Source organism: Gemmatimonadota bacterium, from assembly GCA_041390105.1.
In the GTDB taxonomy this organism is placed as follows: domain Bacteria; phylum Gemmatimonadota; class Gemmatimonadetes; order Longimicrobiales; family Gaopeijiaceae; genus JAGQIF01.
In genome coordinates this window covers 315759-331545 of the sequence record JAWKQO010000002.1, presented here as the reverse complement: position 1 = coordinate 331545, position 15787 = coordinate 315759, and the positions used below count along the sequence as shown (strand labels likewise).

11 protein-coding genes are annotated in these 15787 nt (G+C 67.9%); 6 read left to right on the top strand and 5 right to left on the bottom strand.

What is annotated here, in order from left to right:
- Positions 1 to 74: 74 nt before the first annotated feature.
- Both R3E10_10765 and R3E10_10760 read left to right on the top strand, forming a co-directional pair.
- Complete coding sequence (locus R3E10_10765) at positions 75 to 476, top strand: helix-turn-helix transcriptional regulator (GenBank protein ID MEZ4416215.1); 402 nt, start codon at positions 75 to 77, stop codon at positions 474 to 476.
- A gap of 95 nt (positions 477 to 571) precedes the next feature.
- Complete coding sequence (locus R3E10_10760; protein ID MEZ4416214.1) at positions 572 to 3754, top strand: glycosyl hydrolase; 3183 nt, start codon at positions 572 to 574, stop codon at positions 3752 to 3754.
- Between the two features lie 45 nt (positions 3755 to 3799).
- Here R3E10_10760 and hinT read toward each other — a convergent pair whose 3' ends face one another.
- A complete protein-coding gene (gene hinT / locus R3E10_10755; GenBank protein ID MEZ4416213.1) occupies positions 3800 to 4159 on the bottom strand; it encodes a purine nucleoside phosphoramidase in 360 nt (119 codons plus the stop codon).
- Positions 4160 to 4407: 248 nt separating this feature from the next.
- Positions 4408 to 6105, bottom strand: coding sequence for a hypothetical protein (locus R3E10_10750; GenBank protein ID MEZ4416212.1), 1698 nt, complete (start codon positions 6103 to 6105; stop codon positions 4408 to 4410).
- 427 nt (positions 6106 to 6532) lie between these two features.
- Between R3E10_10750 and R3E10_10745 the strand changes: the two genes are divergently transcribed.
- Complete coding sequence (locus R3E10_10745; protein MEZ4416211.1) at positions 6533 to 7492, top strand: sigma 54-interacting transcriptional regulator; 960 nt, start codon at positions 6533 to 6535, stop codon at positions 7490 to 7492.
- Here R3E10_10745 and R3E10_10740 read toward each other — a convergent pair.
- Positions 7489 to 7845, bottom strand: a complete 357-nt coding sequence (locus R3E10_10740) for a hypothetical protein (GenBank protein ID MEZ4416210.1) — start codon at positions 7843 to 7845, stop codon at positions 7489 to 7491. The two genes, R3E10_10745 and R3E10_10740, sit on opposite strands and share 4 nt — an antisense overlap.
- Positions 7846 to 8094: 249 nt before the next feature.
- Between R3E10_10740 and R3E10_10735 the strand changes: the two genes are divergently transcribed.
- Positions 8095 to 9840 carry a glycosyltransferase family 39 protein gene (locus R3E10_10735; protein MEZ4416209.1) on the top strand — a complete coding sequence of 582 codons (1746 nt, stop codon included), beginning with the start codon at positions 8095 to 8097 and terminating at the stop codon, positions 9838 to 9840.
- Between the two features lie 89 nt (positions 9841 to 9929).
- Here the strand turns inward: R3E10_10735 and R3E10_10730 are convergent, their stop codons facing one another.
- Positions 9930 to 13163, bottom strand: coding sequence for a PDZ domain-containing protein (locus R3E10_10730; GenBank protein ID MEZ4416208.1), 3234 nt, complete (start codon positions 13161 to 13163; stop codon positions 9930 to 9932).
- Positions 13164 to 13203: 40 nt separating this feature from the next.
- Positions 13204 to 14580, bottom strand: a complete 1377-nt coding sequence (locus R3E10_10725; GenBank protein MEZ4416207.1) for a M20/M25/M40 family metallo-hydrolase — start codon at positions 14578 to 14580, stop codon at positions 13204 to 13206.
- Between the two features lie 116 nt (positions 14581 to 14696).
- On the opposite strand from R3E10_10725, the gene R3E10_10720 reads away from it, so the two are divergent.
- Both R3E10_10720 and R3E10_10715 read left to right on the top strand, forming a co-directional pair.
- On the top strand, positions 14697 to 15272 hold the full coding sequence (locus R3E10_10720) for a hypothetical protein (protein MEZ4416206.1): 576 nt from the start codon (positions 14697 to 14699) through the stop codon (positions 15270 to 15272).
- Positions 15273 to 15435: 163 nt separating this feature from the next.
- Positions 15436 to 15765, top strand: coding sequence for a PadR family transcriptional regulator (locus R3E10_10715; GenBank protein ID MEZ4416205.1), 330 nt, complete (start codon positions 15436 to 15438; stop codon positions 15763 to 15765).
- Positions 15766 to 15787 lie beyond the last annotated feature (22 nt).

Genomic DNA, 15787 nt, shown 5'->3' with positions numbered 1-15787 from the left:
GTAAGTTGTTGGCGGTTCGGTCGTCCAAGACCGCCCCGCTTGTTGCTGGAGTATCGGATCAGGACGAACCGGAATTGACCAACGCCCCCGACGGTGACGTCCTCGCCGGTTTTCGCGACCGTCTGCGTCTCGCCATGAGCATCCGTGGCGTGACCCAGACGGAACTCGGAAAACGCATCGGCGTGCGACAGGCCACTGTGAGCCAATGGCTCAGCCGCACCAATCCCTCTGAGCCCAAGGCGGACCAGCTTCTTCGTCTCCCCGAAGCCCTCGGAATCAACGGCCACTGGCTGCTGACCGGCCGTGGCTCCATGGATGACACGCCGGGCGAAGTCGAAGCGAAGCTCGAGGCCATCCGTCGCATCCTGGACGTGGACGCAGCACGGGCCGCCGGGCAGCAGAGACGCTCGGAGCAACCGCGAGGGCGGCCGGACGGCGGGAACGGGCGGATCAGCCCAGGGCCCGGCACCGTCTGAGCGACCCAGCCGGCGCCTCCGCCGGTTTGCCAGCACGACTCCCACCTCGGTAGGCTGAGCGCCCCGTCGCTCCGGAATCCGAGGTGGAGGTCCCCATGATCCGCTCCGTCCCGAACGCCGCGCCCTGCTCCCGCCGCGTGGTCGGTGGGCTGTACGCAGTGGTCATCCCTGCTCTCCTGTGGCTCGCCGCGCCGCCTCCCGTGTCGGCACAGCAACCCCCGGACGGTCCACAGGCGGAGCGTCTGGGGGCCATGCAATGGCGTCTGGTGGGCCCCTTCCGGGGCGGCCGCTCCGTGGCGGTCTCCGGCGTCGCCGCGGACCCTGCGGTCTACTACTTCGGAGCGGCGGGGGGCGGCCTGTGGAAGACCACCGACCGAGGCGAGACGTGGAGCAACGTCTCCGACGGATACTTCCGCACCGGCTCGGTCGGAGCGGTCGCCGTCGCGGAGTCGGACCCCAACGTGGTCTACGTGGGCATGGGGGAGCACGCCGTGCGCGGCGTCGCCAACTCGCACGGGGACGGAGTCTACCGCTCGACCGACGCCGGCCGAACCTGGACCCACCTCGGCCTGGAGCGCACCCGCCAGATCTCACGAATCCGGGTGCATCCGCGTGATCCGGACCTCGTGTACGTTGCCGCACAGGGCGCCCCCGGGGCACCAACCGAAGAACGCGGCATCTATCGCTCCAGGGACGGAGGCGCCACCTGGCAGCGGGTCCACTTCGTGAGCGAGACGGCGGGCGCGGCCGATCTCGCCATGGACATGACCAATCCCCGCATCCTGTACGCAGCGTACTGGGACCACCTGCGTCTCCCCTGGCAGATGCGGTCGGGCGGTGAAGGCAGCGGCATCTGGAAATCCCGCGACGGAGGCGACACCTGGGAGCGCCTGGGCAACGGACTCCCCGCGCTCATGGGCAAGATCGGCGTCGATGTCTCACGCGCGAATCCCGACCGCGTCTTCGCGATCGTGGAGGCCGAGTCGGAGCAGGGCGGACTCTACCGCTCGGACGACGGAGGCCGGAGCTGGCGTCACGTCAACGCCAGTCGCGAGATCCAGACACGCTCCTGGTACTACATGGAGGTGTTCGCCGACCCCAACGACGAGAACACCGTCGTGGTCCTGAACGCACCCTTCCTGCGCTCGGTCGACGCGGGGGAGCACTTCTCCAACGTGCCGGTGCCGCACGGCGACAACCACGATCTCTGGATCAACCCGAACGACTCGGACATCCAGATCAACGCCAACGACGGTGGCGCCAACATCACCTTCAATGGTGGCCGCTCGTGGTCGACGCAGCAGAACCAGCCGACCGCACAGTTCTACCGTGTGATCACCGACCATCAGTTCCCCTATCACATCTATGGCGGGCAGCAGGACAACTCCGCCATCGGAATCGCCAGCGCCGCACCGGGTGGTATCACCTGGAGCGACTTCTATTCGGTGTCGGGATGCGAGAGCGCCTATCTGGCGTTCGACCCGGACGATCCCAGGGACGTCTTCGGGGGCTGCTATCAAGGACTGATCGATCGCTGGTCCCGCCAGACGCTTCGCTCCAAGCCGGTCATGGCCTACCCCTTCCTTGGGTTGGGCACCTATCCGCAGAACCAGAAGTATCGCTTCAACTGGAACGCGCCCATCGTCTCCTCTCCTCACGACGCGCGTGTGCTCTACCACGCAGGCAACGTCCTTCTCCAGAGCACGGACCGGGGGCAGAGCTGGGAGGAGATCTCTCCGGACCTCACGCGCAACGAGCTGGAGAAGCAAGGCGCGGGCGGCGCGCCGTTCACCAACGAGGGCGCGGGCGGCGAGAACTACAACACGATCATGTACGTGATCGAGTCGCCCCATGAGGTGGGCGTGCTCTGGGCAGGCTCGGACGACGGCCTCGTGCACCTGACGCGCGACGGAGGGGCGAACTGGGTCGACGTGACCCCGGACGACATCGGAGAGGGGATCATCAATTCGATCGAGGTCTCCCGTCACGACCCCGCGCGTGCCTACGTCGTGGCCACACGCTACAAGTTCAACGACTTCCGCCCCTTGATCTTCCGCACCGAGGACTACGGACGGTCCTGGGACCGCATCGTGCGCGGGATCCCCGACGAGCATTGGGTACGCGTGGTGCGGGAGGATCCGCTGCGCGCGGGAGTGCTCTACGCGGGTACCGAGATGGGGATGTTCCTGTCGTTGGACGATGGCGAGCACTGGGAGCGCTTCCAGCTGAATCTCCCGATCGTGCCGGTGACCGACCTTGCCTTCCAGGGCAACGATCTGATCGCGGCGACACAGGGACGTGGGTTCTGGGTGTTGGACGACCTCTCGCCCCTGCAGCAGCTCGGCGGACGCGAGCCGCTACCGCCCATGACCCTGCTGGCCCCGCGGCCCGCAGCGCTGGTGGCGTGGGGCGGCGGCGGTGACGGGCGTGCTGGCCAGAATCCGCCCACCGGACCGCAGATCTTCTACCACTTCGCCAACGCGCCCGACAGCCTCCTGACCCTGGAGATCCTGGACGGTGAGGGACGGATCGTGCGCGCCTGGGCCACCGATCCCGAACGCGCGGGGCTTTCCCAGCGGGACAGCCTGCCGGCGCCGCACGCCGGCCTCAACCGATTCGCCTGGGACTTCCGCCACCAAGGCCTCGAAGCCCTGGAGGGCTACCAGCACTATGGGAGCCTGAACGGTCGAGTGGCCGCACCCGGTTCCTACCAGGTGCGACTCACGCACGGACCCGACGTCCAGACCGCGATGTTCGACCTGCTGCCCGACCCACGTTGGCAGGTGACCACGTCGGACTTCGTGGCACAAGACCGGTTCCTGGCCGAGGCCCAGGCGCTGGTCGGCGAGCTCTACGAGTCGGTGCGCAGCCTGGCGACGGTCTCGGAGCAGGTGGATGCGCTCATCGCCAGCACCGGGGAGCATCCCCGCGCCGACACCATCCGGACCGCGGGCGAAGCGCTGGTGGAGAAGATCACGGGCTGGGAGGATCCGCTGGTGCAACGACGCCAGAAGACGTTCCAGGACGTCATCAATTTCACCAACCGCCTCGACGCCCAGGTCCTGGAGTTGATCGCGTCGGTGGACGGCACCGAGCCTCCCCTCACGCAGGGAGCGCAGACGCGTCTGCGGGACGTTCAGCGCGAATGGGCGGGACACCGCGCTGCGCTGGAGTCGCTCCTGGCCAACGACGTCGCCGCCTTCAATCGGCTGATCCGGGAGTTGGGCATCGACCCGATCGTCGTGCCCCCACGGACGGAACGTCGCCCGGTCAGCTGAGGACCACGGGGGGTGGCGGGCAGCCGCCCCGCCTCTCCTGCCCGTTCAGAGGCCCCGTCGGTCCAGCATGGCGCCCAGTGGACGGCCTCCCAGGAGGTGCATGTGTACGTGGAAGACCTCCTGACCGCCGTGCGTTCCACAGTTCACGATCAGGCGGTATCCGTCCTCGGCGATCCCCTCTCGGCGAGCGAGGTCGGCGGCCACCGTGAACATGCGACCGAGGGCCGCCTCGTGGTGGGAAGAAGCGTCGTTGACGGTGGGGACGATCTGGTTGGGGACGATGAGGATGTGCGTGGGTGCCTGCGGATGGATGTCCCGGAAGGCAGTGACGAGCTCATCCTGGTGGACGATGTCCGCCGGGATCTCGCCCCGAACGATGCGCGCGAAGATCGTATCCTCTGCCATGATGCCCGCCTCTCCAATGGTTCGTGCGGCCCGACCACGCAGGATAGCACGGCTCCTCGGTGCGTGGCACCCGTACCGCGAACGCAATCGGCCTCCTCGCCCGAAGGCGAGGAGACCGATCGGGAGGCGGGACCTCCACAAAGGGGGGGTCGAGTCGGACGCCACGATGGGCGAGGGTGGTGCTTCCCCTCCGCGGGCCCCGCGCTCCCTGTTCGGGTTGGGCCGGCATCGAGCCGGTGGATCCCCTCCTATCGCTGTGCTCCCCAGGACGGATCGCGGTCGGACGCGGGATCATTCGTGAGGTTCACAGCCCCGGTCCCGTCCGCGTTCATCCAGTAGATCTCCGCGTTCCCGTCGCGATCGGACCCGAACGCGATCGCGAGGCCATCCGGCGACCAGCTGGGCGCGGAGTCCGCGCCCGCGTTGTTGGTCAGGTTGGTGGCATTCTGGCCGTCCGCATCCATCACATAGACCTCGGCGTTGCCGTCGCGGTCGGTGGAGAAGGCGATCTTGGTCCCATCGGGTGACCACGCCGGTGCGCTGTCCGCACCCGCATCGTTGGTGAGATTCGTGGGATTCTGGCCGTCCGCATCCATTGCATAGACCTCGGCGTTGCCGTCGCGTTCGGTCACGAACGCGATCCGGGTGCCGTCGGCCGACCAGGCCGGCGCTGAATCGCTTGCGGTATCTCCGGTCAGATTGGCCAACCCACTTCCATCGGCATTCATGAGATAGACCTCGTCGTTGCCGTCACGGTCGGTCACGAATGCGATCCGGGTGCCGTCGGGCGACCACGCCGGCTGCCGGTCGTCGCCCGCGTCGTTGGTGAGGTTGATCAGCCCGGTGCCATCCGCATTGACCACGTAGATCTCACCGTTGCCATCGCGGTCCGATCGGAAGGCCACGCGCGTCGAATCAGGCGACCAGGCCGCCTGTCCGTCCGCCGCCGCGTCGTTGCTCAGGTTGAAGGCGCCGCTCCCATCCGTCTGGACGATGTAGACCTCGTCGTTGCCGTCCCGGTCGCTGGTGAAGGCAATCCGGTCCGGGCTCACAGGAGCGGGCGCTGTACAGGTCACGGCGTACGACACGTTGGCGGTGTCGTCGCCCAGGAGGGTGATCGACACCGTGTCCGCCGCGGCCACGCTACAGTTGGCTGCCACGCCCCCCAGCTGCACGAGGCTGAGGCCCGCCGGCACGCCTTCGATGGTGAGCGTGTCATTGATGCCGATGCTATCGGAAAGCGACCCGATGGTCACCGAATAGCCATCCGTGTCCAGGCTGTCACCCGTGGTCGTGGTCGCCACGATCACCGTGCCCGTCACGGTCACCGGCGCCACGCAAGCGACCGAGAAGTCCGCTGTCGCCGTGGCGCCCGCACTCACCGACACGGTTTGCGAGGTCGCTGCCGCCGTACAGTTGGGCGCGATCCCCTCGATCGTGACGGCCTGATCACCGGCGGGTACATCCGCGAACGTCACTGAATCGTTGGCGCCGACAGTCGCGCTGTCACCGCCCAGACGGACCAGATAACCGTCCGCATCCAGACTGTCCCCTGTGGTGACCGTGCGGACCTGTACGGTGCCGCCCAGGGCGGTGCAGGTCACAGAGAACGCGGCCAGGGCGGTATCTCCAGCCACCACGGATACCGAAAGCGGGTTGGAGCCATCCACGCTGCAGTTCGCTGCCACTCCCCCCAGCTCCACCGAATGGGAGCCCGGGTCCACAGTACCGATCACCAGGAAACCTGCCGTCGTGTCGATGGCCAAGGCCGCGCCGCCATCGACCGAAACGGTGTACCCATCCGTGTCCGGATCGGCCCCCGAGGTGACCGTCGTCACCCGGATCGTGCCGGTCGTGGGCTCCAGCGGTCCTTCATCGTCGCACGCTCCGACTCCCCAGGTGAGCGCCGTCAAGATCAGCGCCCATCGCATCACCACCCCTTTCATCGCACACTCCTTACGTTCATCGGTGCCACCGGAGTCCCACCCGGCCCCCGGTCGTGTTTTCGCTGTAGCGATTCTGAAACGACGCTGCGCTATCCCGGTCCACCTGTGCCGTCTACGCTGCGCGCCGCACTCCAGGGGCGGCCGAGGCCCTACCCCTGGCAAGCGGCCGAACCTCGGGCCGATTCACCTGTCGCCGCCCCTCCCGACAGACCTCCTCACCACGCGCTGTCCCATCCGGAACGCATCGTGCGTTGAAGCAGAAGAGTCCACACCCCCCGTCGGATCTGGTACCGTCCCCCTGGCGTCGTCCATGCTTTCGGAAACCCAGCGACCGGTTCCCCCCACGGGTGAGGAGCCTCGTCCAGCGATACTGCGCAGCATCTGTGAGGCGGGGGGCCCCTCCATCGCGGTCGGTCCCGACTCGCCCATGCTCGGCGTGCTGCGCGACCTCGAAATGCTCAGTGCCACGGAGGCACCTGCCGTGTTCTGGGGGGAACCCGGCACGGGTCGGCGCACGCTGGCCCTGGCGGTGCATGCGCTCAGCCGCCGGCGCGCCCAGACCCTGCTGCGTGTCCGTGCGGTTGCCCAGCAGGAGCCCCGCGCGCCGGCCTTCTCGGTGGAAACACTCCCCGCCGATGGCCCAGCTCGTGTGATGTCTGCGGAAGGACTGGCCGAGCTCATCGCCGATGGACCGGGGGGAACGCTTCTCCTCGAGGGCCTCTCCGATCTTCCCGCCCTCGCGCAGGAACAACTGATCGTGCTCCTGGATCGATTCCACTCCGTCGGCGCGGACCAGTCCCACCAGATCCCGCGGGTCCTGGCGGTGGCTACGGATCCTCCCCTGGCGCTGGTGGAGGACGGAGAGTTGAGTGAAGAGTTGTACTATCGCTTGGGGGTGTTCGTGATCGGCGTTCCGCCCCTGCGTGAGCGCCCCACGGATGTGCTGGCAGTGGCCCAGCACGTCGTGGCCCGTGCCAATGCCCTTCATCGGCTCACCGTCCACGGGCTCGACGAACCCACGGCGGAGTGCCTGCGCGGCGCACCCTGGCCCGGCAACATCCCGGAGCTCCGTCGGGCCGTGGAGCACGCGGCGATCCGCGCCCGCTCCGGCTGGATCCGACCGCACCATCTTCCGGGCGAAGTGAAGGGCCCGAACTCGGCTTCCCCCCCGGCACGCCTGGTGATCCCGATCGGGATCACGGCGGCCGACGCGGAGCGTCGGCTCATCCTCGCGACGCTGGAGCAGACCGGCTTCAACAAGACCGAAGCCGCCCGCCGACTCGGCATGGATGTCAAGACCGTACGTACCAAGCTCAAGTCGTACGATCTCAGCGAACGAGCCCGTCGCCGGCGCGACCGAAGCTCGAGTCCGGGCCAGGCGCACTAGTCGCCCTCCTCCACCGTGAGCGAGCCGGTGCAGGTCATCTCCTCGGCACCGTGGAAGGTGATCTCCCAGTCGCCCGCATGAGCTTCGGCCACCGACAACTCCAGCGCGTTCATCTGCGCGTCATAGCCGCCGGGCTCGATCCCGCTGCCATCCTCCGCCGCCACCTCCTGGATCATGCCGATCGGCTCGCTCATCTCGACGAGCACCGACACGGGATCGCTAGAAACGCGCACCGCCGACGGGGTGAAACTCGCCTCGCAGGCACGTACCGGTGTCTCCGACGTCCATGCCGCCAGGGCCGCGACCGCGGCGCAACTCAGAACGGCGGCCCCCAACTTGCCCCTCTCGATCATGCGTCCTCCGGGGTTGTAGGTCCGCAGGAGTGGGGGGCAGAGCGTGTGCCGGGCGGGAGCAATTTCGTAAGAAGTTGTGCTACAACCACTTAGAGCCAAGGGCTCAGCCGAGGACCACATGGATTCGGAGCGGATCGCGCCGGGAGTTCGGCCCTGGGTGGGGGAGATCGGGTCGGGAATCTCGCCCCATCGTGTCGCATGTGTCCCGTCTTGCGCAGCGCCTGCGCGACTAGGCCAACCGACTGCGCCATGATTGAGACCGCCGCCAACCGCCCCGCGAGCGCTGTTACACAGCGCCCCCCCGACGTCCGGACGCCCCCCTCGGGCGACCCGGTCGCGCGTGTGTTGGAGATGGCACTCCTGCTCGCCGTGCTGTTCGGGGCGGGCCTACGGATCGTCCAATACCTGTATCGTCGTTCGCTCTGGATCGACGAAGCCTTCCTCGCGCTCAACATCCTGAGCCGCGACCTCCGGGAGTTGCGCCCGCCTCTGGACTGGCTCCAGGTCGCTCCGACCGGCTTTCTCTGGATCGAACGCGTGGTCACGTCCCTGGCCGGTCCCTCCGAATGGGCGCTCCGCATCGTTCCCCTCCTCCTGGGCATCGCGGTCCTGTGGTTGATGATCCCGGTGGCGCGCCGACTCATCCACCCGTCGGCTGCTCTGCCCGTGGTGGCCTCCCTGGCCTGCATGCCCATCCTGGTCCGCTACTCGAACGAGGCCAAGCCGTACATCTTCGACGTCTTCAGCGCGGTGCTCCTGTGTGTGCTGACGCTGAGGGCCTTGGAGCGCGAAGGCACGGCCGTGCGGCTGGCTTGGGCGCTCTTGTTGCTTCCGTTCCTCTCCCTTCCCACAGCCTTCGTCGGTGCCGGCGTGGTGACGGCGCTGCTCCTGCGCGAGGGAACGCTTCGCATCGATCGATCCTCGCTGCTGGCCGGCGGCGCCTGGATGGCGGGAACGGGTGCTTCGGTCCTGCTCAGCAGCGACGCCGCCACCAAGACCGAGATGCTCCGGTATTGGCAGGGGACTTTCCTCATCGACCCTGGAGCCCAATGGTCGTATGCCCAGGAGGTCCTCCGTGGATTCAGCCGGGTGACCCTGATCCCGCTCCCGGGCGGCGACCTGGTCCAGATCGGTGCCTTCGTGCTGCTGCTCCTCCTGGGTGTGGTGCAGGTGAAGCGCACCGCGGGGGAACGAGGCGTGGCTCTGGTGGTGGTCCCGCTCCTCACTGCGACCGCGGCCACCATGGCCCGCCAATACCCGTTCGCCGGCCGCACCTGGCTGTGGACGCTACCCACCTTCAGCCTGCTGGCGGTGGCGGGTGTCTACCTGCTCCTGACCCATCGGCCCGCCATCCTGAAGCCCGCCGTCGCCGTGCTACTGTCCCTGGTGGTGCTGGGCACGCGCGGGCGAGAGGCCTTCTACCTGGCGCGCCATCCCGAGCTGGGCGAGCACTCCAGACCGGTCATCGACGACCTGAAGGCGCAGATCGAGCGCGAGGACATCACCTACGTGTTCGCGCGCAGCGCGCCGGCCTGGCTCCTCTACACAACGGACTGGTCGGCTCCACCCGCGGATCTTGCCGAGTTGTTCGAGCTGGGAAGGCCGGGAGGCCCGATCTACGTCAACGCCTGGGGTATGGGTCCGGTCACGGAGCCGCAGCTGGCGCTGCTGACGCGCCATGACTCCGCCGGACGCACCGTCCTGATGGGCCGCTCGAGCGGGTTCCGGATCAATCACACCGTCCCACCGGACCGGGGCCACCTTCTCGACCCTGCTTGGGCATCCAGCGAGGTAACCCGCATCCGTGCCCATGCCCGCACCGGGTGCGCTTGGATCTTTTCTGCCCACGTGCTGGGCACGGAGCGTGACGCCTTCAGCAGGGAGATCGCGCGTCAGAACGGGAAGCGCTCGCGGTGGATCGAAGGATCGGGGGCCGATGCCGAGCGGGTGTGTTTCCCTCTCGCCACCGCAGACTCGCCCGCTACGACCCCCTGAGGATAGAAAGCGGGACCGTCCCCACCGGGACGGCCCCGCTCAGCAGTCCAAGGAGCGCTCAGACGCCCGCGTTGGGGGCGGACGCTTCCCTAGCGGCTTCCCGGCCTCCGGTAGCGGACCGGCGCCTGTGGCTCGGGTTTCAGCGTCACCGCCTGGGTCTCCAGCAAGCGTAACGCTTCGCGCACGGCGGCTTCCAGCTGCGGGTCCCTTCCGTCCCTGACCTCCCGCGGCGTATTGGCCACCTCGATGTCGGGAGCGATGCCCTCCCCCTCCACGCGCCACTCGCCGTTCACATCGTAGAAGCCGCCTCGCGGCGCCACGAAGCGCCCGCCGTCGATCAGGGGCGGCGTGTCCGCGGTGTGTACGAGGCCACCCCAGGTCTTCATGCCCACGAGCGGACCGATCTGCTTGAAGCGGAACAGATAGGGCATGAGGTCCCCGCCCGAGCCCGCCCGCTCGTTGATCACCATCACCTTGGGGCCCCAGAGCGCCGCCATGGGTTGGGTGAACGGTTTGTGGGACGGTGTCCGGGAGTTGAAATACCCCGTCAATTCGCGGTCCAGCACTTCGATGATATAGTCGGCGGCCGACCCCCCTCCGTTGTTGCGTTCATCGAGCACCGCGCCCTTGCGGTCTTGCTGCGCGAAGTACATGCGGTTGAAGTAGGTATAGCCCCCCTGCCCCGTGTTGGGCAGCCAGACGTAGGCGAGTCGTCCCCCGCTCATCTCGTCGACCTTGCGCCGGTTGTCCTCGACCCAGGCCCACGTGCGCAGTTGTCCCTCGTTGGACACGGGCGCCACCACGATCTCACGGCCCGACGCCAGGTCGGCGCGGTCGCCCACGGTTACCGTGATCGTCCTACCCGCAGTGCCCTCGAGGAGCGCATAGGGGTTGGTGGGCGCCCGCAGCGGCTGGCCGTCGATGGCGAGCAGGTAGTTCCCCTCGCGCACGCCCAGGCCAGGTACGGAAAGCGGTCCCTGCAGACCCGGGTTCCACGCTTCGCCGCTGTAGATGCGCGTGATACGGTAGTACTCGCCGTCCAACTGCAGGTCGACACCCAGCAGTCCGGTCTCTGGATTGGCCAACTCCGGGTAATCGCCCCCGCGCACGTAGGAGTGCCCCACGGAGATCTCCCCGGAGACCATGTCCAGCAGTTGGTTGAAGTCCGACCGATGCTCGACATCCGGTAGCCACGCCGAGTACCAGGTCCATACGTCGTCCCAGGGCGCCCCGTGCGTGTTGTCCACATACAGGAAGTCGCGCATGAAGCGCCAGCCGTCACGCAGCATCTGCCCCCACTCGGCCTGAGGCTCGATGTGGATGCGCAGGTCTCCCAGGGAGAGTCGACCGTCCCCGTTCTTCGGCGGTGCTGCTCCGGCGTCGACGATGCTCCAGTTGGAGCCGGTGCGGAACAGGAGCTTCTTGCCGTTGTCGGACGTAACCGCAGTGTTCACGCGCTCCACGAAGGTCGTGGGCTTGCGGTCCTTCAGGCTGTAGCGGTGTAAGACGGATCCCGGCTGATTGGCCACGCTCTCGGTGACGAACACCATACCGGCGGGTCCGGCGAGCAGCCCGGAGTAGTCGCGCGCCGGAAGGTCGGGTGCAGAAAGCACGCGCCCCATGATGCCGTCGAAGTCGATGCGCATCGGCCCGCTGGTGGTATCGGCCTTGGGCTCTGCGGCCGTCCCCGCCTCGTCGGAGCGTGGGAGAAAGGGCGAGGCCCCGTCCGCCTGCAGGAGCGTCACGTAGAGGCTGCGTGTGACCGGTCGGTCATAGGCCGTCATGTCCAGCCAGGCCGAATTGAGCGCAAAATCGGTGGACGCCAGGAAGTAGAGGTACTTGCCCGACATGTCCCAGACCGGGCTCAGGGCGTCGGCCATGCCGTCGGTGACCTGATGGAGTGAGCCGTCCTGGGTGTCGTAGACGATCACGGCGCGCAGAAGATTCTCGAGCCGGCGTGTGTAGGTGAGGTAGCGGGAATCCGGAGACCACACGGGCTCGATGCTGCGACGCGGATCCGCGTACAACTCTCCGTCGACATCGGAGGTGCGGCCGCTGGACACATCCAGGATCCGGACGCGGAAATCGGTGTCCGTGAACGCGATGTGCGAGCCGTCCGGAGACCAGGTGGGGCGGAAGTAGAAGGTGGGATCGGCGATCGCCACGCGTCGCTGTGCCCCTCCATCGGCGTCGGCGATCACCAGGGCGTACTCACCGCCCTCGTCGTTGAACCAGGCCACGCGTGCGCCGTCCGGAGACCAGGCCGGGTAGCGATCAGCCACTGCGGACGTGCGGGTGAGGTTGCGCCAACTCCCGTGCTCCGCCGGCACCGAGAACACGTCACCCCGGTACTCGAAGAGGGCCCGCTTCCCGTCGGCGGAGACCTGTGGGTTGGAGAGCTGAGTCGCGGGCACCTCCTCCCAACGCGCGCGCGCCCAGTTCTGGTCGCCGGCCGCGTGGATCTCCAACTGCCGCGTGGCACCGGTGGCCGGATTCAACTCGTGCAGGTAGCCCGCTTGTTCGTACACGACCACGCCATGCCCCGCGTCGAGGCTCTTCACATCGAAGTCGGCATGATGCGTGAGTTGTCGCTCCTGCCCCGTGCTCGGATCGAAAGACCACACGTTGCTGGCCCAATCCCGTTCCGACATGTAGTAGACGACGCCGTCCATCCACGTCGGATCCATGTGACGCTCGCCCTGCCAGGGCGTGTTGGTCAGCTCCAGATTCGAGAGGTTCACCACGCGGATCGGTTGGGCCTGTCCTCCGCGGTAGTTGCGCCACTCGGGGTCCCAGTACCCGATCTCCTGATAGGCCAGCATGCGGCCATCATCGCTCATCTCGCCCAGATAGGCCTGATGCACGGGCAAGGCTTCCGGGAAGCCGCCGGTGCGCGCCACGGTGAAGAAGCGCCACAGCCGGGTGGGCTGACCCTCCCGCCCCGACTGGAAGATGACCCGCCCGTCCGGCGTCCAACCCTGTACCACATCCGCACCCGGATGCCAGGTCAGGCGCGTCGGCTGTCCGCCCGCGGCGGCGACCACGTAGACGTCGACATTGCCACCGTACTCGCCGCTGAATGCGATCCAGCGGCCGTCCGGACTGAAGGCCGGGTCGGTCTCGGCCCCGTCGTCACTGGTCAGGCGCCGAGCCAGTCCACCCTCGCGACCCACGACCCAGATGTCGTTGGCGTGCACGAAGGCGATCTGGTCGGCACCGACCGACGGCTGCCGGAGGAAGCGGGTCCCCTGCGCTGCGCCCGAGGTCGGCAGCAGGGGCAGAAGCAGCAGAACGGCGGCTACCGCGTGCCGGATGCGGATCATCGAGAAGCTCCGTGTGGATCGTAGTCGAGCCAAGGATGGGTCATCGGGTCTGAACGTCGTTGCGAGGACGGGGGGGTCGCACATAGGCGGCTACGAGACTCTCGTGTCCGTCCGAACCGACGGCGGCGATTCCGAATACGTAGTCGTCGATGGAGATGTCTGGAAGCGTGAGGCCGTCGTCGTCACCCACGTACACCTCGTACTGCCAGTCCGGAGTCCACGCTTCCCTCCACACGATCCGGTATCCGACTGCGCCAGGGGAGCGCGCCCAGGCGAGCTCCGCGTCGTAGCCGCTCTCGCCTCGGGTGAGGCGCGGACCGCCGCGCCCCATGACGTCGGGTGCAGGAGGCGCCAGTGCCAGGCTGGCCACCGCGGCGGCGTTGACCCGGGTGTTGCGCGCCAGGTAGGCGAAGTCCACGCCGTCGAAGGTGTCCTCCGGCATGTGTTGGCGACTGTAGTTCTCCCGGGACTCCGAGAAGCGCACGCCCGTAAAGCCCTGTCGGTTGAACGCGGTGTGATCCCCGCCCCGCCCGAAGCGGTCTTCGCGGGCGATCAGCCGTACCTCGTGTCCCGGCACGTACAGCGACGCGTAGCGGCGGATGTAGCGCGCCAACTGCCGTGAGGGCGAGTCCATCGGATCTTCAGAGAAGACGCGTACGGTGCGGGAGTCCTGGATGCCGTTGCCACCTGTGCTGTTCCCGACAATGTCGTTGTTGAAGACCGCGTCGATGCTCCAGCCCTCCTCCAGCGCGCGAGCGGCGTGCAGGCTGGCCCCCACCAATCCTTCTTCCTCGGCGACGAAGGCCACGAAGACCAACGTGGCGTCGAAGTCGAGACCGCTTTGCGACAGCACGCGTGCCACCTCCATGGTCAGCACGGTGCCGGAGCCGTCGTCGTTCGCGCCCGGCGCCGGATTGTCCCAGCGACCCCAATCGAAGCTGCCGTCGCCTCGGCGCGCCACGGAGTCGTAGTGACCGCTCACATAGATGCGGCGTGCGCTGCGGCCAGGAAGCACCGCCACGACGTTGCACAGCTCCGCCTCTTCCGGAATCCGCCCCTGAGGTGTCACCTGGTAGCAGTCGAGGTCCACTTGAAGGCGGGGACTGAAGCTCTGGAACGTCTCGAGGATGTATTCGCGTGCGGGGCGAACTCCCCAGTCGTCACGGTCCGAGAGCGACAGGGAATGCCGGGTCTCGAAGTCCGTCAGGGTCTCGAGGTACTCCGCCAGCCGCTCCGGAGAGACCTGGTTGAGGGCGGAGGTGATGCGTCGGTCCAGGCCGAGCCCCTGCCCGGCCACCGGCGCCGCGCCGCACCAGAGCAGCCAGGGGAGCACCAGGCGGGTGGCCGCGGAGCGAGAGCGGCGGCCAAGGGCCCGGCCGCTCCGGAAGCAGATCATCTCAGTTGCGAATCGGATCATCGTCTGGATCACGGGTACTGGAGGAGGTGAGAACGCTCACGTTAGCCAACCGTCGGCCAGGGGGCGAGGCGGGCCCGGCGGCCGGCCGGCCGTCGTCCGCGGGGCGCCGGGAGGCGGTGCAGTGGCGCCGCTTCGTCTACCGCACCTGCGCATTCTGGACGCTGTTCGGGCTCGGACCCGTCCGGGCGGAGACCTCCCGAGACGCCTCCGCGGACCTTCTCGCGCGCGTCGAGCCCTGCGACGGGCCGGGCGCCCATCCCTGGCTCGTCGAGACGCGTGATCGCCTGCTCGCCGAGGACCGGCTGGCCGGACACGCAGTGCAACGGTTCGGCCCTCCGCTCCGTTGCGAAGGCAGCATCGGAATGGAGGAGGCCGGCGCTGTGTTCGGGACGGTGCGACTCGGCTTCGCCGAGGGTGCCTCGCTGGAGCTCACCACGCTTCCACCGGAGTCGAGCATCCTGACCCTGCGGGCTCCCCAGGGACTGGGTGCCGACGCGGAGGCGCGGAGCTTGTTGGAGCGCTACGCGTCGGAGCGCGGTCTGCACGTGGAGTGGGACTCGTACGAAGTGACACAGGAAGGCGACGAGACCCTTCATACCTGGTGGGATCCGGATCCGGGGCTCAATGCCTCCGTGTCACTGCTCTACTCGCAGAAGCGCTTGGTGGGCCTGCGCGTGTCGATGGCCCTCTGAGGCGAGCCTGCCGCCAACCCAGGCGCACCGGCCCGGTGGCGCCGCCCCGCACGTACATCCCACCCACCGGCCAGCCATCCGTCGACCGGCCCTTCCACCCCGATTGCCCGCAGCGCGCTCTCGGGCTAGACTAACCTAAGCTGTTTAGACTACGGGAGGCACGGTGGGTGGGATCGAGGCGGATTCTCTCTACGGGACGCTGAACCTGCTGGTCCTGCGCGCGTTGGAGGCGGGGCCCCTCCACGGGCTGGGGGTGATCCGCCGCATCGTGGACGAGGCCGGAGGAGCGCTCAAGATCGAAGAGGGCGCCCTGTATCCCGCACTCCATCGCCTGGAGCGGGACGGTTGGATCGAGGGAGAGTGGGGCCGAACCCCCGAGAACCGCCGCGCCAAGTTCTACCGACTCACCCGCACGGGGCGGCGTCATCTCGAGCGTGAGACCGAGCGCTGGGTCCGCCACACCGAGGTGGTCGCACGACTGCTGGGAGCGTGACCGCCCAGGCCTGAGCGCATGG

What these genes read in the sequence shown, in the direction of transcription:
- R3E10_10760 (MEZ4416214.1), top strand. Translation starts at nt 572, where the DNA reads ATGATCCGCTCCGTCCCGAACGCCGCGCCCTGCTCCCGCCGCGTGGTC.
- R3E10_10745 (MEZ4416211.1), top strand. Translation starts at nt 6,533, where the DNA reads ATGCTCGGCGTGCTGCGCGACCTCGAAATGCTCAGTGCCACGGAGGCA.
- R3E10_10735 (MEZ4416209.1), top strand. Translation starts at nt 8,095, where the DNA reads ATGATTGAGACCGCCGCCAACCGCCCCGCGAGCGCTGTTACACAGCGC.
- R3E10_10730 (MEZ4416208.1), bottom strand. Translation starts at nt 13,163, where the DNA reads ATGATCCGCATCCGGCACGCGGTAGCCGCCGTTCTGCTGCTTCTGCCC.
- R3E10_10725 (MEZ4416207.1), bottom strand. Translation starts at nt 14,580, where the DNA reads ATGATCCGATTCGCAACTGAGATGATCTGCTTCCGGAGCGGCCGGGCC.
- R3E10_10750 (MEZ4416212.1), bottom strand. Translation starts at nt 6,105, where the DNA reads ATGAAAGGGGTGGTGATGCGATGGGCGCTGATCTTGACGGCGCTCACC.
- R3E10_10740 (MEZ4416210.1), bottom strand. Translation starts at nt 7,845, where the DNA reads ATGATCGAGAGGGGCAAGTTGGGGGCCGCCGTTCTGAGTTGCGCCGCG.
- hinT (MEZ4416213.1), bottom strand. Translation starts at nt 4,159, where the DNA reads ATGGCAGAGGATACGATCTTCGCGCGCATCGTTCGGGGCGAGATCCCG.